The sequence below is a fragment of the Deinococcus aerius genome (assembly GCF_002897375.1).
Classification (GTDB): Bacteria; Deinococcota; Deinococci; order Deinococcales; family Deinococcaceae; genus Deinococcus; species Deinococcus aerius.
Window position 1 is genome coordinate 219177 of sequence record NZ_BFAG01000006.1, and the last position, 22817, is coordinate 241993.

Sequence of the window (22817 nt, forward strand, 5' to 3'; positions counted from 1 at the left end):
GAGGAGCCTTCTCTTGAAACACGTTCCCCTCGCCCTGCTCCTGCCCGGCCTGCTGGTGGCCGCCGTCTCCCTAGGAGCGCAGGCCCAGACGGTCCCGACCGGCACGCCCGCCGGAACCCAGATCACCAACCAGGCGACCGCCACCTTCGACCCCGCCCTGCCCGGCGGCCCCACGAGCGCCGTGTCCAACATCGTCAGCACGGTCGTGCAGGCGGTGTGCGCCGTCAGCGTGGCGCCGAACGGCACCGTGCAGGCCCCCGGACAGACGGCGAACCTGCTCCCGGGCGAGAGCGCCGTCTTCCGCTACACCGTCGTGAACAGTGGCAACGACCGCTTCACCCTGCCGCTCGCGGCCCGGACGGAGGGGGGTAGCACCTTCGCCCCCAGCCTGCGCGTGGTACTGGACGCCAATGGGAACGGTGCCCTAGACGCTGGCGAGGGTGAGGTCAACGCGGTGACGCTCGGGGCGGGCGAGAGCGCCAGCGTGCTCCTCGTCGTGGGGACCGGGGTGGGCGACCGCAACGATGCCCTCGTCAACCTCGTGGCGAGCTGCGGCGGGGGACAGGAGGACGCGGACAACGTGAGCCGCGTCCATGTCGGCCCGCCGCCCGTGCTGACCGCGCAGAAGAGCTTCAGCCCGGCCCTGGTCCGCCCCGGCACGGAGACGACCGTGACCGTCACGGCCCGGAACACCGGCCAGGGCGAGAGCCGCGAGGTGATCCTCACCGACCCGCTCGCGGATCAGGCCGCTCAGGGCCTGCTCTTCGTGCCCGCCAGCGCGGCGGCGACGGCGGGAGTAATCGAATACACCGCCGACGGCCTGACCTGGGGCACCGTGGAACCGGCCCAGGTGCGCGGGGTACGGGTGCGGGGGGCGACCCTCGCGCCGGGGGCCGAGCTGGCCCTCACCTTCCGCATGCGGGCGACCGGGGCGGCGGAGAACCACATCATCCCCAACGTCGCCACGGCGGTGACCGGCGGGCAGAGCGTCCAGGCGGGCGCCAGCGCGGACGTGCGCTACCAGCCCGGGGTGGCCCTCGGCCCCGTCGGCACGCCCGAGGCCCCCGAGAACACGCCCGCCGACACGCAGTCGAGGCCTTTCGCGGTCGTCGGCCAGCAGGTGTGCTTCGACCACACCCTGGAGAACACCGGGGACGTGCGCGACCTCTTCACCGTCACCGCGACGTATCCCCAGGGGGGCGCGCGGGCCCAGTTCCTCGGGGCGGACGGTGGGCCGCTCGTGCAGCCCGTGGCGCTCGACCCCGCCGGGACGGCCCTGATCCGCGTGTGCTACGACGCCGCGCAGACCGGGCCGCTGGAGGCCCTGCTGACCGCGACGGGGGCGCGCGGCACGAGCAACACCACCCGCGACCGGGTCGGCGCGGTCGAGGCCGGGCTCCCCGAACTCGTCAAGACGGTCTCGCCGGACCCCACGAAGACCGTCGCGGCGGGGGAGGCGCTGACCTACACCCTGAAGGTCCGCAACCCGTACACCCACGCCCTGACCAGCCTCCGGGTGAGTGACCCCCTGCCCGCCCACGTGGACTTCGTCTCCGCGTCGGACGGCGGCGCCGTGAGCGGCCAGCCGGGGGCGCAGGTCGTGGAGTGGGCGGTGGACACCCTCGCCCCCGGGGAGACGCGCGCCGTCACCGTGACGGCCCGGGTCAGTTCCCGCGCGGTGGACGGCGAGGCGCTGAGAAACGTCTTCAACCTCGTCTCGACCGAGCTGCCCACGCCCCTCCCCAGCAACGAGGTGAGCAGCCCGGTCTGGAGCGCCGCGCTGCGGGTGACGAAGGCGGTCAGCAGCACGCAGGTCACGCCCGGCGACCGCCTGACGTACACCCTGGGAATTCACAACCTCTCGGCCACGACCGCCATCGAGCAGGCTGTCGTCACCGACACGCCCGCCCCGGGCCTGAGCTACCTGCCGGGCACGAGCACCCTGGGCGGGAAGCCCCTCCCCGACCCCACGATCACGAACGGGGTGCTGCGCTGGGAGATCGGGAGCCTGCCCGCGAACGGGGGCGCCGAGGTGACCTACCAGACCCGCGTGACGCCGGGGGCGACCGGGGACCTGCTCAACCGGGTGGAGGTCGCGGGCATGGGGGCGGGCGGGGTGGCCCGGGCCATCGCCAGCAACGTCGCCACCGCCGTCACGCGCGTGAACCTGCTCGCCTTCGCCCCGCTGGGCGAGATCCTGGGCACCGTCTTCGTGGACCGCAACCGCAACGGCCTGTTCGACCCGGGGCTGGATACGCCGGTCGAGCGGGCCCGCGTGCTGCTCGCGGGGGGGCGCCTCGCCCTGACCGACGCGGCCGGGCGCTACCACTTCGCGGGGGTGGCCTTCGGCACCCAGGCCCTGCGGCTGGACCCCAACACCACGTCCTACCTCCCCCTGAACGTGCCGCAGGACGGCGGGCTGGGCGGCACCCGCACCGTGCAGGTGCGCGGCCTGACGGGCGTGGACTTCCCGCTCGCCCCGCTGGGCGGGGACATCGCCGCCACCCGGCGCACCACCCTGACGGTGGGCGGGCTGCGCGTCGAGAAGAGCGTGCGGGTCGGGGCGGGGAGCTGTGTGGTGACCCTGCGCCTGACTACGCCCGCGCCCCTCCCCGGCCTCGACCTGGAAGACCCCCTGCCCCCGGGCGCGACCCTGCAAGAAGGCCGTAATACCTTCGGCGGCAGCCTGAAGGCCGGGGAGACGACCCTGATCTACCGCTTCGCCTTCACGGGTGAGCCGGGGGCGGCTGTGACCGATCCGGTCGTCCAGTGGAGAAACTGACGTGAACGCACGCTTCAACCGAACCCTCGCCGTCCTGACGGCCCTGCTGCTGGCGGGTCCGGCGGGCGCGCGGGACGCCGAGCCGCCGCCCTCCCCGGCGGACGTGGCGGCCCCCCAGCAGCGCACCAGCACCGTCCTGCTCCCCTTCGACGCCCCCACCCAGGCCCGCGAGCTGGTGATCGCGCACACCGTCCCCGCCGGGGCGACCTACGTGCCCGGGAGCGCTCGGCTGGACGACCAGCCCATCCCCGACCCCCTGCGCGGGCCGGGCGGGACCCTGTACTGGGTCGTCCCCGGGCAGCCGCGCGGGGTGCTGACCTATGACCTCGCGCACACCGCCCCGCTCGGGGAGCTGGCCCGGCCCTCGCTGCTCGCCCGCCTCGCCGGGAACCGCAGCGAGACGCTGATGGGCCGGATCGACGAGGCCGACCTGGGGGCCGCCCGGCCCCTCGCCGCCGAGACCGCCGCGGAGAACCCCGGGGCGATCAGGCTGCCCCTGGCCGGGAGCGTCATCCGGCTGCGCGACCGCATCAACGTGGTCGTGGAGGTGCCGCAGGGGGAGCGCCCGGCCCTGACGGTGAACGGCGCCCCCGTGGGCGAGGACCGCCTGGGCACCGAGGTCCAGGACGGCACGCGCGGGGTCCAGCGCCTCACCTACGTGGGTGTGCCGCTAAAAACCGGCCCGAACGTGCTGCGGGTGGGGGCGGAGGAGGTGCGCGTCACGCTCGCGGGCGGCACCGCCCGGGTGGAGGTGACCCCCGAGAGCCTGGTCGCGGACGGCAGCACGCCGCTGCGCCTGAAAATTCGCACCCTCGACGCCTTCGGCACGCCCTCCGGGCAGTCCAGCCTGACCCTGCGCTCCAGCCTGGAGCCCCGCACGCCCGACGCCCTCCCGGGCGAGGCGGGCTACCAGGTCCGGCTGGAGAACGGCGAGGGCGTCCTCGAACTCCAGCCCCAGAGCACGCCGGGGGTCCTGCGCCTGGACGTGCTCCAGGGCGACGAGGTCCAGACCTGGCGCCTCGAGGTCACCCCCGACCGCAGCCGCGTGGGCGTCGGCGTGCTGAGCGCGACCCTCGGTCTGGACGGCCACCTGGACGCGAGCGACCTCACCTGGCAGGCGCGCGGCTACGTCGAAACGCCGGTCGGCGAGGGCAAGCTGTACGCCGCCGCCGACAAGGACGGCCTGCCCGGAACGGACAACCCGGGCGTCCGCGCCCCGGTCTACGGGGACGCGAGCACCGAGGAGACGCCGCTGCAGGGCATCGACCCCATCGCCGCCGTCTACGACCACCCCGCCTTCCGGGCGGCCTACCGCAATTCGGCGCTGCCGATCAGCGTCCTGCCGGTGGGCGAGCAGCTCACGGCCCTGACGGTGACGACGAAGAGCAACCCCACCGTCTCCGCCTTCGTGGCGGCGGTGCCGGGCGACCGCGTCTCGGGAACGGAGATCGTCCCGAACGGCACCCGCGTCCTGCGCCTGCCGGACGGCGGCCTGGTGGACAGCAGCGAGACGCTGGAGGTCGTGACCCGCGAGCGCGGGACCGGCAAGGAGCTGGGGCGCCGGACCCTGGTGCGGAACGTGGACTACACCGCCGACTACCCCACGGGGATCGTCACGCTGGTGCGGGCGCTCGACCGGGTGGACGAGAACTTCGATGACGTGCGGGTGCTCGCCTCCTACCGCCTGGTGGGGAAGACTGCCGGGCGCAGCCTCGCCTCCGGGGCGCAGGTTCAGCAGCAGGGGGACGGCTACAGCGTCGGCGCGGCGGTGGTCAATCTCGACGGCCGGACGACCTTCGGCGTGCGCGGCACCGTTGACAACGGCCCCACCCGCGTGGACACCCGCCTCGCCTACTCCGGCGGGATGCAGGCGAGCGCGGACCTCCAGACCCGCATCGGGAACGGCCCCGCCTCCTTCCGGGTGCGTTACCAGGACGCGGGGTACGCGGGCCTCGCCCCCTTCGCCGTCGGGCTGAGTGTGGGCGGCACCTACTCCGCCCCGCTCGGCACGAACCTGAACGCCACCCTCGACGGCGAGTACCACCGCACCCCGACGGCCACGGGCGGCAGCGTCACCGCCCGCGCCGACTCCCGCTTCGGCCCCTTCGGTGTGGGCGGCGGCCTGAAGTACGCCTTCGGCGATACCGCCGGGCTGGGGGCCGTCCTGAGCGCCGGGTATCACCAGAAGCCCCTCGACGTGGACGTGACCCACACCCAGCCCCTGAGCGGGAACCTCGACACCACCACCACCTTCAATGTCCGCTACCGGCTGACCGACCGGGTCACCCTGGGCCTGAGGGACGAGATCACCTGGGGCAAGAGCCAGGCGGCGGTCCTGACCCTCGACACCACCCTGGGCCGCACGAACTACGCCGTGGGGTACGAACTGCCCACCGCGAGCGGGGCGGGGAACCGGGCCCGCTTCGGGGTGTCCACCACCCTGCCGCTGGGTGACCGCACCACCCTGGGCCTGCGCGGCAGCGCCCTCTACGACGTGGGGGCGGGGCAGGCCGAACTCGCGGGCGGCGCCGACCTGAACTACAAGGCCGAGACGTTCAGCGTCGCGGGCGGCCTCGACCTCACGCTCAAGGGGGGGCAGGTCAGTGCCGTGCTGCGCGGCGGGATCACCGGCAGCGTCACGCCCGACCTCACCCTGACCGCCGACGGCCTGGCCGCCTTCGGGGCGGATGGGGACGGCCAGCGCCTCGCCCTGGGGTACGCCTACCGGAACCGGACCGTCAGCAGCCTGGGCTACGCCCGCCTGGTGCGCGGCACCCTGGCGGGGGGCAACCCCGAGTTCAGCACCGGCCTGAGTGCCGAGTACCGCCAGCCAGCCTGGGCCGCGCGCGCCGGGCTCGACACCCGCACCCTGCTGAACGACCCCGGCAGCTTCACCGCGCAGGCTTCCCTGGGAGGTACGGCGTACCTCACCGACCGCTTCGGGGTGGGGGCCTGGGGCCGCCTGCTCACCCAGCCCTCGACGGACACCACGCTGCTCGGGTACGGCCTGGAGGCCAGCGTCCGCGCCCTGCCGGGGACCTGGCTGACCGCCGGGTACAACTTCAAGGGGTTCGAGGGCCTGCCGAGCGCGGGCCTGTACACAAAGCAGGGCGCTTACCTGCGGCTGGATCTGACGGTGGACGAGACGGCGGGCCGCCGATGAGCCCGGCGGGAAGGACCGGTATCCGGCGGCCTGCCGCCCGGCACAACGAGGAAGGATCATGAGTCGAATTTCGTATCAGAGGGTGAAAAACGGCCTCCTGCGCGGCGGAACGGCCGCCCTTGCCCTAGTCGGTCTGGGGGCTCTCCAGACAGCGGCAGCGGCGGCGCTCGACTGCAACACGATTTACGCGTCGGTCGGGACGAACGCGGCCCGTGCCGGGGTGGGTAGTTACCTCGCCACCCTCAGTACCGGGGGCGTCCTCGGCAACGCCGTTCAGTTGCCCGCCAGCGTGGACCAGACGAGCACCACCAACGGTGGCGTGAGCGGCCGCAGCGTCACGGCCGGTTTCGGCGTTGACCCGGTGAATAAGCGTATCTACTACGTGGACGGTTACGGCGGGACGGGGTACAACACCGCCAAATACGCCCGCCTCTATTCCTACGATGGCACGACCTTTACCCGGCTGACCGTGGACGCGTCGGGGGCGCCGGTCTTCTCCAATCCCACGACCGAACACCAGGCGGGCGTGGACGAGGCGGGGACTCTCTGGGCGACCGACTGGGCCGCGCCGAGTGATGTCTACCAGTATTCGGGCGGGACCGTGACCCGCTATCTCAATGCCATCGCGGCCCCCACCGCCGCCGGGGACGCGACCGAGTGGAACTCTCTTCAAGACGGTGACATGGCGTTCGACGGGGTTTTTGACGGGGTGGGCCAGGGCCGGATGTGGTTCGTCTCGTCCACCACAACGAATATCGTCATCTACATGGTGACCCGGACGAGCGCCACGGCGTTTCAGGCGAAGAAGGTCGCGTCCTTCGCGCCGACAGCGGGCGTGATCTCGGCCGCGGCGAACTGGGTGACCGGCGCCGCCTTCGGTCCCGACGGCCTGCTCTACATCTCCACCTCCGGCAGTGACCTGTACAAGTACAACACCGTCGCTGGCACTCTTGCCGTGGCGAAGGATGGCGTAGCCGCCGTGAGCGGCCAGAGCGCCATCACCGACCTCGGCTCGTGCTCCTACCCCAAACCCGACCTCGCGGTGACCAAGACGCACAGCGGTTCCTTCCAGGTCTGGCAGGCGGGGAGCTACACCCTCACGGTGACGAACAACGGGCAGTTCTCCACCTCCCTGCCCATCCTCCTCAAGGACGCACTGCCCAGCGGCATGACCTTTGCGGGCGCCACGTCGAGCGATGGCAGCGTGACCGGCCCTGCGGCGGGCACGTCCGGTACCGTCAGCCTCACCTTCACCCCCACGACCCCGATCAAGCCGGGCGAGAGCCGCACCGTTACCCTGACCGTCAACGTCGCCGCGAACGCCACGACATCCACCAACTACGTCTCGGTCGGCGGGGGCGGCGACTCCTACAGCGGTGGGGCGGCCCCCACGCCCGGCTCGACCTGCACCTCGCACTGTGCCAGCGACCCCACCACAGTCCTGCCCCCCGTCCCCGCGACGATCAGCCAAGCCTTCAGTCCGGCAAGCGTGGCGCTGGGCGGCACCAGCACCCTCACCTTCACGGTGACCAACCCGAACGCGGGCGGTGCCCTCACCGCCCTGAACTTCACCGACACCCTCACGGGCATGAGCGTGGCGAGCACGACCCTGGGGGGCACCTGCGCCTCGGTGACGAGCAACCCGGCCCTGACCGTCGGGGCCACCACCCTGAACCTGACTATTCCCAGCCTCGCGGCCAGTGCCAACTGCACCATCACCGTGCAGGTCAAGGGCACGCAGATCGGCGTGAACCCCAACGCGACGAGCGGGGTGACCTCGGCTCAGACGCCCACGCCCGGTGCCACGTCGAACACGGCCAACCTGACCGTCACGCCCCTGGCCCCCACGGTGGGCAAGAGCTTCGCCCCGGCCAGCGTGCTCCAGGGCACAGCCACCCAGCTCACCATCACGGTGACCAATCCCAACGCCGCGGCGGCGACCTCCTTTACCCTGACCGACGACATCGCGGGCACCACGGGGGTCACGGGCCTGACGATCACCGCCGTGAGCAGCGATACCTGCAAGGGCAGCGGCACGGTCACGACCGCGTCCGGCAAGTACGTCCTCACGGGGGGCACCCTGCCCGCCGCCGGGTGCTCCATCGTGTTGACGGTGCAGGTGCCGTCCTCGGCAGCCGTGGGGAGCAAGACGAATACCATCGTCGGCTCGACGGTGGCGGGCTCTATCAACAATCAATCATGGCCCACCCCGGCGAATGCCACGGCCAGCCTCACGGTGGTGGCCGCCGCCGACCTCACCGTGACGAAGACCGGACCCGCCTATGCCAAGCCGGGAACGGACGTGACCTACACCATCACCGTCAAGAACAACAGCACGGCCAACTCCGCGAACAACGTGACGGTCACGGACACCCTTCCGGCCACCATGACGTTCAAGACCAGCAGCCCAGCGGCGACGGCGAGCGGGCAGACGCTGAATTGGGGAGCGGTGCCCCTGGCGGCGAACGGCACCCTGACCTACACGGTGACCGTCACCCTGCCCGACGCGGCGACCCTGGAGGCGAACCCGGCGGCCCGCACCCTGACGAACAACGTGTCGGCCAGCAGCGCCAACGACCCGGACACCACGAACAACGCGGCCTCGGCCACGACGAACATGGTGTACTCCAAGCTGACCAAGACGGTGCGCAACGTGACGAGGAACGCGGCCGTCGGCACCGGGGGGAGCGGGTCGCCCGGCGAGGTGCTGGAATACTGCATCGCGTTCGGCAACTACGGCGGCATCACCCTCGCCAACTACACCGTGAGTGACGGCGTGCCCCCCAACACGACCTACGTGACGGGCAGCGCGGGAGTGACACCTGCGGTCACCTTCCCCGGAATCACCCCCTCCTTCAACGGCGCCGCGACGACCTGGAACGACGGCACCACCACCCGGGCCGTGAACGGGGTGGTCACGGCGAACGTGGGCAGCCTGACCTCCGGGACACAGGGCCAGATGTGCTTCGGGGCCACCATTCGCTGATCGCCCGCGCCCCATCCTCCCCGGACAGGTTCCCGCACGGGGCCTGTCTTGCGCTTGCCGGGCGCCGCGTACAATCCCCTGCGTGTCCCCCCACACCCGCGGCCTCCTGCTTCTCGTCCTAGTGACCGCCCTGTGGGGCAGCACCTTCGCCGTCGTGAAGGAGCTGGGGGAAGAGTTGCCCCCCCCAGTGCTGATCGCCTGGCGCTTCCTGATCGCCACCCTGGCCCTGCTGCCCGCGCTGGCCCTCTCCCGGGCGGCGGGGGCAAGGCCTTCCGCGCCCGGGCGTCCCCTCTGGCGCGACGGCCTGGTCCTGGGTGCCTGGCTCATCGCCGGGTACGGCACCCAGACCATCGCCCTGCAAACGACCGGGGCGAATCGGGCGGCCTTTTTCACGGCGCTCAGCGTGGTCCTGGTGCCGCTGTGGCTCGCGCTGGCGCAGCGACGCCCCCTGCCGCTCGCCCTGTGGCTCGCCCTGCCGCTGGCGGTCGCCGGGCTGGCGTTCCTCTCGTGGGAGGGCGGCGCGCTCGTGGTGGGGGACGCCTGGGCGCTCGCCTGCGCGGTCACGTACGCGGGGTTCATCGTCGCGCTGGAGGGCACCGCCGCCCGGCACGAGGCGCTGCGCTTCACCCTCGCCCAGCTTGTGGCCGTGACCCTGTTCGCGTGGATCTGGGCGGCGTTGTCCACCCCGGGGCAACTCTGGCCCCCCGCCCCCGCCTGGGGACCGCTGCTGTACCTGGGCGTGGCCGCCACCGCCGTCACCACCCTGCTCCAAACGGTGGGGCAGCGTGCCGTCAGCGCGGCCGAGGCCAGCCTGATCTACACGCTGGAGCCGGTCGCCGCCGCCGTCTTCAGCTTCCTGCTGATCGGCGAGCGCATCGGCCTGCGCGGGGCGCTGGGCGGGCTGCTGGTGGTGGGGGCCACGCTCCTGAGCCAGCGGGCCGGGCAGGCGCCGCACCCGGAAACGCCCGCGCCCCAGGTGGAGGGCCGACCGTCCTGAGATTCGCGCCTACCGGGTCTGGTCGGGCACGAGCAGCGTCCGCAGGGCGGGGCTCGCCCCCCACACCCGCCGCAGACTGCCCTTGAGCACCGAGTTGTTGACCGCCGTGTACACCACCGGGGGGAGGCTGGTGGAGGGGTAGACGCCGGTGCGGCCCTGCCCCCCCACCCGCACCTCGATGGGAAAGCCCAGGGTGAGCGTCGCCACGAGCAGGCCCCCGAGGGCGAAGCCGCCCAGCGCTCCCGCGCCCGCCGACCACGGGCCGACCAGGGACTCGCGCACCAGGCGCCGGGTCACCACGGCCAGGACCAGCCCCAGCAGCAGCGCGAGGACGGCGGCGGCGACGGCGCCCCGGGCGAGCAGGCTCGCCAGGAAACAGACCGCCACGCCGCCCAGGCCCCACACCAGCCCCGACAGACCCCGCCGCGCGCCCAGCGCGGTCACCACGGCCCACACGGTCACGAGCAGGGCATCGAACCAGGTGATCACGCGGGGCAGTCTATCGCCCGAACTCTGACAGAACTCCTGCCGACGCCCGGCGGGACGCGGGGAAAGCCCGATGGTGGGGAGGGCTGCCGTCTTCGGCCCACACCTGGCTAGACTGGGCGCATGATTCGTGTCCTCCTCGTCGATGACCACGCCCTGTTCCGCCAGGGCCTGCGGAGCCTGCTGGAGTCCGAGGGGATGCGGGTGATCGGCGAGGCGGCCAACGGGCGCGAGGCGATCCGCTACGCCGCCGAGACCCACCCCGACGTGATCCTCATGGACATCCAGATGCCCGAACTCGACGGGGTCAAGGCCACCCAGAGCATCCTGGAGATCGACCCGGGGGCCAGGGTCATCATGATCACCATGTACCGCCAGGACCGCTACGTGTTCGAGGCCGTCAAGGCCGGGGCGCGGGGTTACGTCCTCAAGGACGCCGACGCCGCCACCCTGATCGACGCGATCCGGCGGGTGGCGGCGGGCGAGGCGCTGCTCGACGCCGACATGGCCCAGAACGTCCTCGACGACTTCCGAGACAAGCGCGAGGAGCTGCCCAGCGAGAAGCACGCCGACCTCAACGAGCGCGAGACGATGATCCTCAAGCTGCTCGCCCAGGGGTTTTCCAACCAGGACATCGCGCTGCGGCTCGACATCAGCGAGAAGACGGTCCGCAACCGGCTGTCGGAGATTTTCACCAAGCTGCAACTGAATAACCGCACCCAGGCGGCCCTCTACGCGATCCGCGAGGGCATCGCCAATCTGGAATAGGGGAGACGCCGACCAGTCTTAATGCCCAAGTCCCGCTCCCGACCCGGCAGACCCGCCGCCTCCCCCGTCACCTTCCGGGCGGGATGCGGTCGGGAGTGGAACCTCGTTTCTCCCGAAGCCGACCTCGCGTACACCGAGCAGGCCTTTCCCGAATGCCCCGCCTGCCCGCACCGGGTCGAGCCGGAGGGCACCCTGCCCTTCTGCACCCTGCGCCCCGTCGGCGCGGCCCATCCCTTCGCGGCGCTGGCGGCCCTAGACTTGCCCGAGTGAATTCCCAATTCGATCTGGCGGCTGAACTGCGCGCCCACGGCTACGCGGGCGAGGTCGGCGTCCTCATCACGGACCTCGCGGGCCGGGGGCTGTACGCCCTGAATTCCGGGCGGGTCTTCCCGGCGGCCAGCACGATCAAGGTGCCCCTGCTGGTGCGGGCACTCCAGGAGGCGCAAGCGGGCCGCCTGGACCTGCGCGAGCGGGTGACGGTGCGGGAGGAGGACCGGGCGGGCGGCTCGGGCATCCTGCACGAGTTCGGCCCCGGGCTGACCCCCACCTGGGAGGACCTGCTCACCCTGATGATCGTGGTGAGCGACAACACGGCGACCAACCTCGTGATCGATCGGCTGGGCGTGGAATGCGTCAATGGGTGGCTGGACGGGCTGGGGCTGGGGGGGACGAGGCTGGTGGGCAAACTCCAGCTTCCCCCCGAGCGGCAGAACGAGGCGCAGCGCCGGGGCGAGCGCAACCGGACGGCGGCACGGGACCAGGTGAATGTGCTGGGAAGGCTCGCGCGCGGCGAGTTGCTGGACCCCGCCCACACGGCCCTGGCCCTCTCTATCCTGTCGCGCCAGCAGCTCCGGGACATCCTGGGGCGGCATGTGCCGCGGAGTGCGGACGGCGAACTCCTCTACCGGGTCGCCAGCAAGAGCGGGGAGCTGCCCGGCGTTCACCACGACGTGGGGCTGCTGTTCACCCCGCGCCCGCTCGTGGTCGCCGTGCTGTCCGAGGGGGGGCTTGACCCGCGCGAACATCCCGAGAACCGGGACGTGACCCTGCTCGCGCGGCTCATCTGGCCCCTGCTGGCGGCGCTGGGCGGTGTCCTCGCGTCCGGGGTCCCGGGGGACATTTAACCGCTCGGTCAGGCGCATAGTGACGGTGCGGAAGTCCGGGGTTTTTTGCTGTACAGCACGGTCGGGGGCGGCTTTGGGCGCGTGCTATGCTGGGCCGCATCCGGCCGCCCGAGCGGGCACTTCAAGCGCGAGGAGTTAAGGAACGTGGAGAGAAACGACGCTGTCATGCCCTGGGTCGCCATCGTGTGCGCGGCCATTATGTGGATCATCCTGCTGTTCCTGTTCAACAAGGAGACGGCGCCCGAGCCCGTGGCGGTGGACCCCGCCGTGGCGGCCAGGATCAGCCAGGAGTGGCCGACCCTGGGTAAGCAGGTGTATACGACCGCCGGGTGCATCGGCTGTCACGGGGCGGAAGGTCAGGGTGGCGCGGGTGCCAAGCTCGCCGGGGACGAGAAGATCGTCAAGGACCCGGTGTACGTCCACACCATCATCACCAAGGGCAAGGGGCAGATGCCCGCCTTCCCGCAGCTCAAGGAAGAGGAAATCTACGCGGTCGCCAACTACGTGCTGCACTCCTTCGGCAACAACGTCGAGGAACCCCTGACCCCCGCGATGGTGGCCGCCGCGCAGACGAAGGTGGACCCGGCGGTGCTGAAGAACCGCTCGCGCTTCGTGCCCGAGGACATCAAGCTGCCGGAGATCTTCCTGGCGACCTTCATCATGGTCCTGCTGACCTACGGCCTGATCGGCCTGTACAGCGTCTGGACCGAGGGCGTGGAGCTGCATCCCGGCATCCACAAGGTGCGCTCGACCCCGGTGGCGACGCTCGCCATGGTCGTGACCCTGGGGCTGAGCCTGCTGTTCAGCGTGCTGTTCGTGCGCCAGATGGTCGCCGACTACGCGGCCTGGGCCAACAAGGAGATGCCCAACGTGGCGATGGAGGGCTTCTACGCCGCGATGATCCTGCTCACCCTGGCGGTCGCCGTCGGCCTGTACAAGAAGTTCTTCATGGACGGCGAGGTACTCGTCGAGGACGCGAGCGGCGAGTTCCCCTGGTAATCGCCGCGGGCGACCAGCCAATTCACGGAGGCTTTGAACGATGACCCGGTACAAGAGACAGGACCCTGAGATCACCCGCCGCAAGTTCATCAACGTGGCGATGGGCACGACCGCGGCGGTGGGGGGCGTGAGCCTGCTGAGTACGCTCGGCGCCGCCAACCCCGTCTTCCGCCTCACCGCCAACAAGATGCCGCCGCAGGCCGGGGACATCCTGGTGCATGCCCAGGAGAGCAAGGAGGGGCAGCCCATCCGCATCGCCGACCTGGGGCCGCAGCTCGTGCGCGCCTGGCCGCAGGGCAAGGACGAGAACGGCGACCCCGTCATCCGCAAGGGTGACCCCAACAACATCCTCGCGCTCTACCGCTTCCCGAAGGGCCAGCTCGTGGCGCCGACCAACCTGGACGCCACCATCGACGGCGAGACGGTCGCGTACAGTGACATCTGCACGCACGCGGGCTGCTCGGTCGGGGACAGCGACATCAACGCCGGGGAGATGAAGTGCCCCTGTCACTCGGGGCAGTACGACCCCAAGCGGGGGTGCATCGTGATCGGCGGCCCGCCTCCGCGTCCGCTGGCACAGTTGCCGATCAAGCTGGAGGGTGACAATCTGGTGGTGACGGGCTTCTTCCTGACGTACCCCTACCCGTACACGAACGAGAACGAGTGGGAAAGCATCAAGAAGGAAGTGGAGGCGCAGCGCACATGAACCAGTGGCTCGACGAACGTTTGCACATCTCGCGCCTGAACGACAAGTTCCTGCGCAAGGCCTTTCCGGTCCACCACTCCTTCTTCCTGGGGGAGATCACGCTCTTCAGCCTGATCATCCTGATCCTGACGGGCATCCTGCTCGCCCTCTCCTACGAGCCGAGCAATTCCATGGTGGTGAACTCCTTTGACCCGGGCACGGCGGACAAGCCGAACCTGATCCCGGCGGCCTACCACTCGGCCCTGAAGATCAACGCGATGCCCTTCGGGGACATGCTGCGCCGGATTCACCACTGGACCGCGAACATCATGGTCGCGGCGGCGGTCATTCACATGATGCGCGTCTACTTCACGGGGGCGTACAAGAAGCCGCGCGAGATCAACTGGTGGGTCGGCATGCTGCTGCTGATCTTCACCGCGTTCACCGCCGTGACCGGCTACGCGCTGCCCTACGACAACTACGCCTACAACACCCTCAAGGTGATCTACTCCATCGCGGCCTCGCTCCCCTGGGTGGGTGAGTGGGTCTCGCAGGCGGCGTTCGCAGGCAAGTTCCCGGGCGACGGCCTGATCCCGCGCGTGTACGGCTACCACATCATGCTGCTGCCCGGCATCCTGCTGGCGCTGACGGCCGCGCACATGCTAATCATGATCAAGCAGAAGCACACCCAGCCGCAGTACGCCAAGCGCATCGCCTACAAGAAGATCGTGGGCGTGCCGCTGATGACCCAGCAGACGCCCATCATGCTGGCGCTGACGCTGCTCTTTGCGGGCATCGTCGTGCTGTTCAGCGCCTTTATCCCGGTTCACCCGGTCGAGTTCTTCGGGCCGCCCTCCACCACGCCGATCGACAACATCAAGCCCGACTGGTACCTGCTGTGGATCTTCGGCGTGCTGGCGATCATCCCCAGCTTCGAGATTCACTTCCTGGGCGGCGTGATCAACTCCGAGTTCGTCGGCGCCATTGTGGTGCCCACAATTGCCCTGCTCGCCATGTTCGCCGTGCCCATGCTCGACCGCAGCCGCGACAACCTGTACTACGCGGAAAACCCCACCAACTACCCGGTGCGGCTCGGCCTCGGCGTGGCCTTTATGGCGCTGCTGATCGTCTGGTCGGTGGCGGGTTACAAGCCCGAATTGATCAGCGCGGGCATCCTGTCCAACGCCAATGCTAACGCGGTCCTCTGGATCGCCACGTTCCTGGTTCCCGCCCTCTGCTACTTCGCGGTGCAGGCCATCGTGCGCGGCATCCGCTCCCTGCGTGAGGCCGACGCGCGCGACCGCGCCAACTTCCAGGCCGCCGACGACTGAGCCTCACCCACGCCCTACGCCCAAGGCCCCGGTCACGCGCCGGGGCTTTTGCCTATGCTGTGGCCGTGCAAGATCCCCTCGCGCTGCATCTGGCCCGCCGGGCCCGGAACCTGGCGCTCGACGCCCTGAATGTGGAGGACGCCGACCCCGAGACCCTGCGGGACTTCGCGCGGGCCGTTCTCCTGGAGCTGGCCGCCCTCGGGCTGGTGCGCGGTGGGGAGGAGGTCGGCTGCTGGACCGCGCCGCGCGTGCCCGGGCATTGAAATGGGCAGTGGCCGCGGTCGGTGCCCCAGTAAAAAGGAAGTCCCCGGCCTGCTCGGCGTGGAGTCGGCGGGCCGGGAACGCTGCAGTCTTTGCGGGGGGAAGCGCGGGATCAGGCCTGAACGCGCCCGGGGCGTGGCGCGGGGCTGACCATGCCGCCCTGCTTGGCGCCCGCCGCGTAGCCCACCTGGGCGCCGAACTGCCACGCCAGCTTGATCATGAACTGGATGGCTTCCTCGTCGCGGGTCTGGATGAGGGTGTGCAGGTGTTCGGGAAGGCCGTCGGGAAGCGGCATGGCCCGAAGCTGCTCGCCGTACTCCGCGCGGAGCTGCTCGAACCACTCGGCGTAGGGATTGGTCATGGTTTAATCTTAACATGATGGCACTCAAGGAATGTAAGCTCCGAGAGCGGTGCTTCCATGTCCAGGGGGGCGTCCGGGGGAATGAACTTTGCTGGCGCGGCACTTTTTTCTTTCCCCAATGGTGTTACGCTTCACGCATGACGGCGACCCTCAACCCTGAGACCAGCGGCGGCACCCCCGCCCGGGACATCAGCATCAGCGAATTCGGCGCCCAAAAGGCCCTCGCCATCCTGGCCCAGAGCGGGAAGGAAAGCGCGGGCGTGCGCGTCTTTATCAAGAGCGGCGGGTGCAGCGGCTACCAGTACGGCATGGCGATCGACGACCGCGAGCTGGAGGGTGATACCATCGTCTTCGACCGCGGCGTGAAGCTGCTGGTGGACCGCATGAGCCTGCCCCTGCTGCGCGGCAGCGAGGTGGACTTCGTCGAGAACATGATGGGCGGCGGCTTCACCGTGCATAACCCCAACGCCACCAGCTCCTGCGGCTGCGGCCACTCCTTCCGCACGGACGGCGGCCAGTCCCCGGACGGCCAGGGCAGCAGCGGTTGCGGCGGCCACTAAGATTCCCCCTCTTCCTCCCCCGGTAAGCCCACCGGGGGATTTTTGGTTTTCGTCCCGCTGGGAGGTCAGCCTCGGTTGGCTACACACCTCAACACGCGGGAAGCCCGCCCTCCTACCCCCAAAAAATTGATTCGATTCAAAAAAGCAAGTGAATGTGCGACCTAAGCGTGAGATTTGGCCTTGACAGCCTGCACTCGTCCTTTATACTGCCGTCACTGTTCAACCTAGGCCAAATGGCCCATCCACCCCGGAGGACTCATGAAGAAGATTCTGTCCCTGTCGGCATTCCTTCTCGGCGCGGCCCTGGCGGGTCCGGCGAACAACAGCCTGGTGGTCGGTACTTCCCAGGAGCCGCCGAACATCCTGGACTACTGGGCGACGAACAACCTCGCCATCAGCTCGGAGATCAACGGCTACATGGGGGCGTCGCTGGTCAACTTCGACAACGACGGTGACCTGTTCCCCGAGATCGCCACGGGCGTGCCCACGCTGGCCAACGGCGGCTACAAGGTGGTCAAGAACGCGGCGGGCGACGTGGTCCGCAACAGCGTGACCTACACGATCCGCCCGGACGCCAAGTGGAGCGACGGCAAGCGCATCACCATCGCCGACTTCCAGTTCTGGCTGAAGGTGCAGAACGACGAGCGGGTGCCGGTGCCTGACCGCGACCCCTGGGAGAACGCCAAGATCACGGCGGTCGACAACGACACCTTCACCATCACCTACGAACCGCCCTACCTGTTCGCCGACCAGACCAGCCCCGGTCTGGCCCCCGCCCACGTGATGGGCGCGGCGTTCAATGCCTTTGACGCCGCGACCAAGAACCAGAAGGACGCCAAGGCCGTCAACGAGCAGTGGACGAAGTTCATCGGGCAGTTCACCACCTCGCGCAACCTGCCCAAGGTCGTCGCCGGTCCCTTCCGCCCCACCGCGTGGCGTCCCGGCAACAGCCTCACGATGGCCCGCAACCCCAACTACTGGCGCAAGCCCCAGGGTGGCGAGGACAAGTACGTCCAGACGATCACCTACCGCTTCATCCCCAACACCAACACCCTGAAGGTGAACATCCTCTCGGGCCAGCTCGACGCGGTCAGCTCGGTGGGCCTCACCTTCGACCAGGCGCTCGACCTCCAGCGCAGCGCCCGGGGCAAGTTCAACGTGTACTTCGTGCCCGGCGCGGTGTGGGAGCACATCGACGTGAACACCCGCAGCCAGAAGGCCAAGGACCTCGACCTCGACGATCCCCGCATGCGCCAGGCCCTGCTGCTGAGCATTGACCGCGACGCGCTCGTGAAGGCGCTGTTCCAGGGCAAGCAGCCGGTGTCGAACAACTTCGTCAACCCGCTCAGCAAGGTCTACAACGAGAATGTGCGCGACTACAACCTGAACGTCGCTCAGGCCAAGCAGCTCTTCGCGCAGCTCGGCTGGAAGCCCGGCAGCGACGGCATCCTGGAGAAGGGCGGCAAGAAGCTCTCGCTGAGCTTCGGCACTACCGCCGGGAACACCACCCGCGAGCGCGTGCAGCAGATCCTGCAAAACCAGTGGAAGCAGGTCGGCGTGCAGGTCAACATCCAGAACTACCCGGCCTCGGTGTTCTTCGGCCCCGACTTCCTGAGCAAGGGCCAGGAGGGCAAGTGGGACCTGGCGATGTACGCCTGGTCGGCCAACCCCATCTTCGAGCAGGGTGACCTGTTCAAGGGCGAGGGTATCCCGACTGCCGCCAACGGCTACGCCGGTCAGAACTACTCGGGCTGGAACAACGCAGAGTACAACAAGCTGCACAAGCAGGCGCTGACCGAGTTCAACCTGGCCGACCGCATCAAGCTGATGGACCGGATGCAGACGATCTGGAGCAACGAGGTGCCCTCCTTGCCGCTGTACTTCCGCGCCAACCCCTACACCAAGGTGCCGGGCCTGGTGAACTACACCTTCAGCGCCTACACCCTGTACCCGAGCTGGGACGCCTACCGCATCGGCTGGGCCAGCCGCGGCGCCGTCGAGGTCAACAAGCAGAAGTAAGGGGCGCGGGCGGGGGTGCGAGTGGAGTCGCCGCGCCCCGCCCACCCGTCACCTGGGGGGAAGCCGAAACGCTTCCTCCCGCTTGTTTTGGCCCACCGTCTCCTACGAAAGGATTTCAGGTATGGCGACCTACGCTTTCCGGCGCGTCCTCCAGATGATCCCGCTGCTGCTGGTGATCAGCCTGGTGATCTATGCGCTCACCTCCCTGCAACCGGGAGACCCGGTAGACCAGCTCACCTTCGGCAACCCCCGCATCACCCCAGAGGACATCGCCCGGCTCAAGGCCGCCTACGGCCTGGACCAGCCCTGGTGGACCCGCTACCTGTTCTGGCTCAGGCAGGCGTTCCAGGGCGACCTGGGCTTCTCGCGCGACTTCAACATCCCGGCGGTGCAGTTCATCTTCCAGCAGCGGATGCCCAACACGCTGCTCCTCACGGTGCCCGCGCTGATCCTCAGCACCCTGATCGCCGTGCCGCTGGGCATCTACTCGGCGATTCGGCAATACTCGTTGCCCGACTACGTGCTGACCTTCCTCTCCTTCGTGGCCTTCAGCGCCCCCGTGTTCTGGGTGGGGGCGATGGCGCTGTACTTCTTCGCCATCTTCCTGCCCAATGCGACGGGCGGCGCGATCTCCCTGCCACCCGGCGGGCTGGGCGGCGACGTGCCTCCCGAGGCCGGCTGGTGGGCGGTGGCGCTCGACAAGCTGCGGTATCTGGCCCTGCCGCTCATGATCCTGATGCTGCGCGAGGTCGCGGTCACGACCCGCTTTATGCGCGCCTCCATGCTGGAGGTGATGAACCAGGACTTCATCCGCACGGCCCGGGCCAAGGGGCTGCCCTCACGAAAGGTGCTGTACAAGCATGCCCTGCGGAACGCACTGGTGCCCATCCTGACCATCATGGGGCTCTCGATTCCCGGGCTGTTCGGCGGGGCCGTGATCACCGAGACGGTGTTCTCCTGGCCCGGCATGGGTAAGGCTATCCTCGACGCCCTGGTCAGCAAGGACTTCAACGTCGTGATGGTCTCGCTGATGCTGCTCTCCGTCCTGACGGTCGTGTTCCAGCTCGTCACCGACCTCGCCTACGCGGTCGTCGATCCCCGCATCCGCTACTCCTGAGGTCCCTGCCATGACCACGACCGCCACGCCGACTGCGGCCAGCCCCGTCAAGAGCCGCTCGACCCTCCAGATCGCCATGCGGCGACTCCGCCGGCACAAGGCCGCGATGATCAGCCTGGCCGTGATCATCCTGCTGATCTTAATGGCGATTTTCGCCTCCCTCCTGGCGCCCTATGACCCGAACACGCAGGATCTCTCGGGCATCTACGCGCCGCCCAACGCCCAGCACCTGCTGGGACAGGACGACCTGGGCCGCGACCTGCTCTCCCGCATCATCTACGGCAGCCGCGTCAGCCTGATGGTGGGCTTTTCGGTCGCCATCATCAGCATCCTGATCGGCACCCTGATGGGTCTGCTCGCCGGGTTTTTCGGCGGGCGGACCGACACCGTGATCAGCCGCTTTATCGAGTTCATGCTGAGCCTGCCGACCCTGCCCCTGCTGCTGGTGATCAGCGGCCTATTCATCAGCACCGATGCCCCCTTCATTGCCAACCTGCGCGACAGCCTGGGGGCGACCGCCAGCGTCTTCATCATCATCACGATCTTTTCGGTGTTCGGTTGGATGGGCACCGCCCGTCTCGTGCGCGGGGAAGTGTTGCGGATGAAGAACTTGGAGTACGTGGACGCCGCCCGCGCGCTGGGGGCCAGCAACAACCGCATCATGTGGCGGCACCTAGTGCCCAACCTCTTCGCCATCATCATCGTGCAGGCGACCCTGGACGTGGGGAGCGCGATCCTGGGCGAGGCGGCGCTGTCCTTCCTGGGCTTTGGCATCCAGCCGCCCGTCTCCACCTGGGGCAACATGCTCAGCAATGCCCAGGAGGTCGTGCTCCAGTACCCCTGGATTCCGCTGTACCCCGGCCTGGCGATCCTGATCACCGTGCTGGCCTTCAACTTCCTGGGGGACGGCTTGCGCGACGCTTTCGATCCCAAGAGCCGCCTGTAAAGGGCATCCACCGCGCGGGGCAGAGGGCCGGGCGGCGGCTTTCTGCCCCGCCTCTTTGTTTTTGTGCCTTATCCTGCGGTCATGATCGTACTCGGCGTGGACCCCGGCCTGGCGAACCTCGGCCTGGGCCTGATCGAGGGGGATGCCCGCAAGGCCCGTCACCTGCACCACGTCTGCCTGGTGACCGAGAGCGCGTGGGTGATGCCGCGCCGCCTCCAGTACATCCACTCGGAGGTCGCGCGGCTGCTCGCGGAGTATCAGCCGGAGGCCGTGGCCATTGAGGACCAGATTCTGCGGAGGCAGGCGGACGTGGCCTTTAAGGTCGGGCAGGCCTTCGGAGTGGTGCAACTCGCCTGCGCCCAGGCGGGGGTGCCGATCCACGCCTACGGCCCCATGCAGGTCAAACGCGCCCTGGTCGGCACGGGCCGGGCGGACAAGGAGCAGGTCATCTACATGGTCAAGGCCAGCCTGGGGCTGCGCGAAGTCTTCAACAACCACGCCGCCGACGCCCTGGCCCTGGCCCTGACCCACCTGGCACAGCAGCCCATGCAGGCCGCCCTCGCGGGCCGACTTGCCCGCGCCTGAGCCCCGTGCCGCTGGCCCTCTCCCTGACCGCGTCGGTGCTGCTGACGTTCGGGTGGCTCTGGTTCTTCGTGCGCCGCGACCGCCATCCCGAGCCGCCGTGGCTGCTTGCCCGCACCTTCGGGTGGGGCATGGTCGCCTGGGCCGTCTCGGCGGCGTTCGAGGGCAGTTTCGAGCGCCTGAGCTTTCCCCTGCTGGTCATGCTGCTCTCCGCCGTGGTCGAGGAGAGCAGCAAACTCCTCGCGGCCAGCACCGCCGCCACCGAACACGCTTTCGACGAGCCGATGGACGGCCTGGTCTATGCCGTGACCGCCGCGCTGGGCTTCGCGTTGCTGGAAAACGTGACCTACACGCTGGGCTTCGGCGCGCATGCGGCGACCTGGCACGCGCTGCTGACCACCCTGGCCCACGCCCTGTTCAGCGCTCCCCAGGGGTACGCGCTGGGAGGGCGGCACCTGCGGGGGGGGCGGTGGTGGCGCTCCCGGGCTCTGCTGCTCAGCATCACCTTGCACTTCGCCTTCAACGGGCTGCTGACGGGGGGGGCGGGCTGGCCCCACCTGCTCGTCCTGGTGCTGGTTGTGGGCCTGATGGCCCTGCTGGCGAGTCGTTACTACCGCCACTTCGAGGCCTACGCGCGCGAGAATTCCCAGCCGTCCTGACCCTCGGGAGAGCTGCGAGAGGAGGTCGGCTCATTTGGGCCGACGGGAACTGACAAAAGAACTCTGTCCTGCTGGGCGAAGCCAGGCACCCCCGGGCGCAATATGTGATCCCTTCGCTTTGCCCAAGGTAACAAGGCTTCTTTGGTTCAGTGTTCTATAGCGTTGGGCTTCCGGTCTGCCCCTCGACCCAATGCTGGCCGTCCTCGTCGGCCTCGTGCTTCCAGATGGGCAGATGAACCTTGAGGTGTTCGATCAGAAAGTCGCATGCCTCCAGGGCGGCGCGGCGATGGGGGCTGGCCACCCCGATAAGGATGCTTGCCTCACCAGGCAGGAGGCGGCCGACCCGGTGCTGCACGACCACCCGCAAGGTGCCGTACTGGGCGCGGGCCTGCGCCGCCGCCGCCCGCATCACCTTCTCGGCCATCGGCCCGTACCCCTCGTACTCGATGTACTCGACCTGTTTGCCCTTGTTCGGCGAGCGCACCGTGCCCACGAAGTAGGCCTGTGCGCCGTACTCGGGCCGCACCAGGAAGGCATCTGCCTCAGCCAGTAACAGAGGAGTGGTCACCACCTCGCAGCGCATGTCCTCACCCGCACCCCCGGCGACGGGAGGCAGGAAGGCCACCTCGTCCCCCGGTTGCAGCACGTGTTCGGGTGTGGCATACGCCTCGTTGACGGCCACCATGCAGCCGCGCAGGCTCATGCCATAGGTCTCCTCGACCTGCCTTGCCAGTTCCCGCACCGTCACGCCTTCGGGCGTCTCTACGGCGGCCATCTCGAGACCGGATTCGCGTCTGAGCCGGGCAAAAAACACCACGTTGACCCGCATTGGCCGAGCGTACCACGGGCGCGGCGCCATCCTAGGTGAGGCATGGCGCGCAGGGAGTTGACAAGCCAACAAGGCCCGTGTATCTTTTCTGAGCCTCAGTGGAGGCGAGCAGCATGACAAGCGAAGGACGTGCGAGAAACGCGTAAATACGCCGTTCCATGT

20 protein-coding genes are annotated in these 22817 nt (G+C 69.2%); 17 read left to right on the forward strand and 3 right to left on the reverse strand.

Annotated features, from left to right (window positions below):
* Positions 1-13 precede the first annotated feature (13 nt).
* From DAERI_RS10575 to DAERI_RS10590, 4 genes are all read left to right on the forward strand, one after another.
* The gene (locus DAERI_RS10575; protein ID WP_103129375.1) at positions 14-2782 is read left to right on the forward strand and encodes a DUF11 domain-containing protein; all 2769 of its coding nucleotides are present in this window, start codon (positions 14-16) and stop codon (positions 2780-2782) included.
* A 1-nt stretch (position 2783) separates the two neighbouring features.
* Entirely contained in the window at positions 2784-5945 is a 3162-nt protein-coding gene (locus tag DAERI_RS10580; RefSeq protein WP_235610339.1) for an RHS repeat domain-containing protein, read from the forward strand.
* Positions 5946-6003: 58 nt separating this feature from the next.
* Complete coding sequence (locus tag DAERI_RS10585; protein ID WP_103129377.1) at positions 6004-8931, forward strand: beta strand repeat-containing protein; 2928 nt, start codon at positions 6004-6006, stop codon at positions 8929-8931.
* A gap of 82 nt (positions 8932-9013) precedes the next feature.
* Positions 9014-9928, forward strand: coding sequence for a DMT family transporter (locus DAERI_RS10590; protein WP_103129378.1), 915 nt, complete (start codon positions 9014-9016; stop codon positions 9926-9928).
* 9 nt (positions 9929-9937) lie between these two features.
* On the opposite strand, the gene DAERI_RS10595 is transcribed toward DAERI_RS10590, so the two are convergent.
* Positions 9938-10417 carry a hypothetical protein gene (locus DAERI_RS10595; protein ID WP_103129379.1) on the reverse strand — a complete coding sequence of 160 codons (480 nt, stop codon included), beginning with the start codon at positions 10415-10417 and terminating at the stop codon, positions 9938-9940.
* Positions 10418-10537: 120 nt separating this feature from the next.
* Between DAERI_RS10595 and DAERI_RS10600 the strand changes: the two genes are divergently transcribed.
* From DAERI_RS10600 to DAERI_RS10630, 7 genes are all read left to right on the forward strand, one after another.
* Positions 10538-11182, forward strand: a complete 645-nt coding sequence (locus DAERI_RS10600) for a response regulator transcription factor (protein WP_103129380.1) — start codon at positions 10538-10540, stop codon at positions 11180-11182.
* A gap of 21 nt (positions 11183-11203) precedes the next feature.
* On the forward strand, positions 11204-11452 hold the full coding sequence (locus DAERI_RS10605; protein WP_103129381.1) for a hypothetical protein: 249 nt from the start codon (positions 11204-11206) through the stop codon (positions 11450-11452).
* A complete protein-coding gene (locus DAERI_RS10610) occupies positions 11449-12306 on the forward strand; it encodes a serine hydrolase (RefSeq protein ID WP_235610340.1) in 858 nt (285 codons plus the stop codon). The genes DAERI_RS10605 and DAERI_RS10610 overlap by 4 nt, the downstream gene beginning before the upstream one ends.
* Positions 12307-12471: 165 nt before the next feature.
* Positions 12472-13305, forward strand: coding sequence for a c-type cytochrome (locus DAERI_RS10615; RefSeq protein ID WP_103129382.1), 834 nt, complete (start codon positions 12472-12474; stop codon positions 13303-13305).
* 40 nt (positions 13306-13345) lie between these two features.
* Positions 13346-14011: a QcrA and Rieske domain-containing protein gene (locus DAERI_RS10620; RefSeq protein WP_103129383.1), complete on the forward strand. Its 666-nt coding sequence runs from the start codon at positions 13346-13348 to the stop codon at positions 14009-14011.
* Entirely contained in the window at positions 14008-15321 is a 1314-nt protein-coding gene (locus tag DAERI_RS10625; RefSeq protein ID WP_103129384.1) for a cytochrome b, read from the forward strand. The genes DAERI_RS10620 and DAERI_RS10625 overlap by 4 nt, the downstream gene beginning before the upstream one ends.
* A 65-nt stretch (positions 15322-15386) precedes the next feature.
* Positions 15387-15584 (forward strand): hypothetical protein, encoded by a 198-nt coding sequence (locus DAERI_RS10630; protein ID WP_103129385.1) that lies wholly within the window; start codon positions 15387-15389, stop codon positions 15582-15584.
* Positions 15585-15694: 110 nt separating this feature from the next.
* On the opposite strand, the gene DAERI_RS10635 is transcribed toward DAERI_RS10630, so the two are convergent.
* Positions 15695-15943: a DdrH gene (locus tag DAERI_RS10635; RefSeq protein ID WP_103129386.1), complete on the reverse strand. Its 249-nt coding sequence runs from the start codon at positions 15941-15943 to the stop codon at positions 15695-15697.
* A 137-nt stretch (positions 15944-16080) separates the two neighbouring features.
* Between DAERI_RS10635 and DAERI_RS10640 the strand changes: the two genes are divergently transcribed.
* The 6 genes from DAERI_RS10640 (at position 16081) to DAERI_RS10665 (ending at position 21826) form a co-directional block, all read left to right on the forward strand.
* Positions 16081-16503 carry a HesB/IscA family protein gene (locus tag DAERI_RS10640; protein WP_103129387.1) on the forward strand — a complete coding sequence of 141 codons (423 nt, stop codon included), beginning with the start codon at positions 16081-16083 and terminating at the stop codon, positions 16501-16503.
* A 258-nt stretch (positions 16504-16761) separates the two neighbouring features.
* Positions 16762-18522, forward strand: a complete 1761-nt coding sequence (locus DAERI_RS10645) for a peptide ABC transporter substrate-binding protein (RefSeq protein WP_103129388.1) — start codon at positions 16762-16764, stop codon at positions 18520-18522.
* A gap of 121 nt (positions 18523-18643) precedes the next feature.
* Positions 18644-19639 (forward strand): ABC transporter permease, encoded by a 996-nt coding sequence (locus tag DAERI_RS10650; RefSeq protein WP_103129389.1) that lies wholly within the window; start codon positions 18644-18646, stop codon positions 19637-19639.
* A 10-nt stretch (positions 19640-19649) separates the two neighbouring features.
* Complete coding sequence (locus DAERI_RS10655; protein WP_103129390.1) at positions 19650-20585, forward strand: ABC transporter permease; 936 nt, start codon at positions 19650-19652, stop codon at positions 20583-20585.
* Between the two features lie 81 nt (positions 20586-20666).
* Positions 20667-21170 (forward strand): crossover junction endodeoxyribonuclease RuvC, encoded by a 504-nt coding sequence (gene ruvC / locus DAERI_RS10660; RefSeq protein WP_019587369.1) that lies wholly within the window; start codon positions 20667-20669, stop codon positions 21168-21170.
* A gap of 5 nt (positions 21171-21175) precedes the next feature.
* Positions 21176-21826 (forward strand): PrsW family intramembrane metalloprotease, encoded by a 651-nt coding sequence (locus DAERI_RS10665; protein WP_103129391.1) that lies wholly within the window; start codon positions 21176-21178, stop codon positions 21824-21826.
* 154 nt (positions 21827-21980) lie between these two features.
* Here DAERI_RS10665 and moaD read toward each other — a convergent pair whose 3' ends face one another.
* Positions 21981-22655, reverse strand: coding sequence for a molybdopterin converting factor subunit 1 (gene moaD, locus DAERI_RS10670; RefSeq protein WP_103129392.1), 675 nt, complete (start codon positions 22653-22655; stop codon positions 21981-21983).
* Positions 22656-22817: the final 162 nt, after the last annotated feature.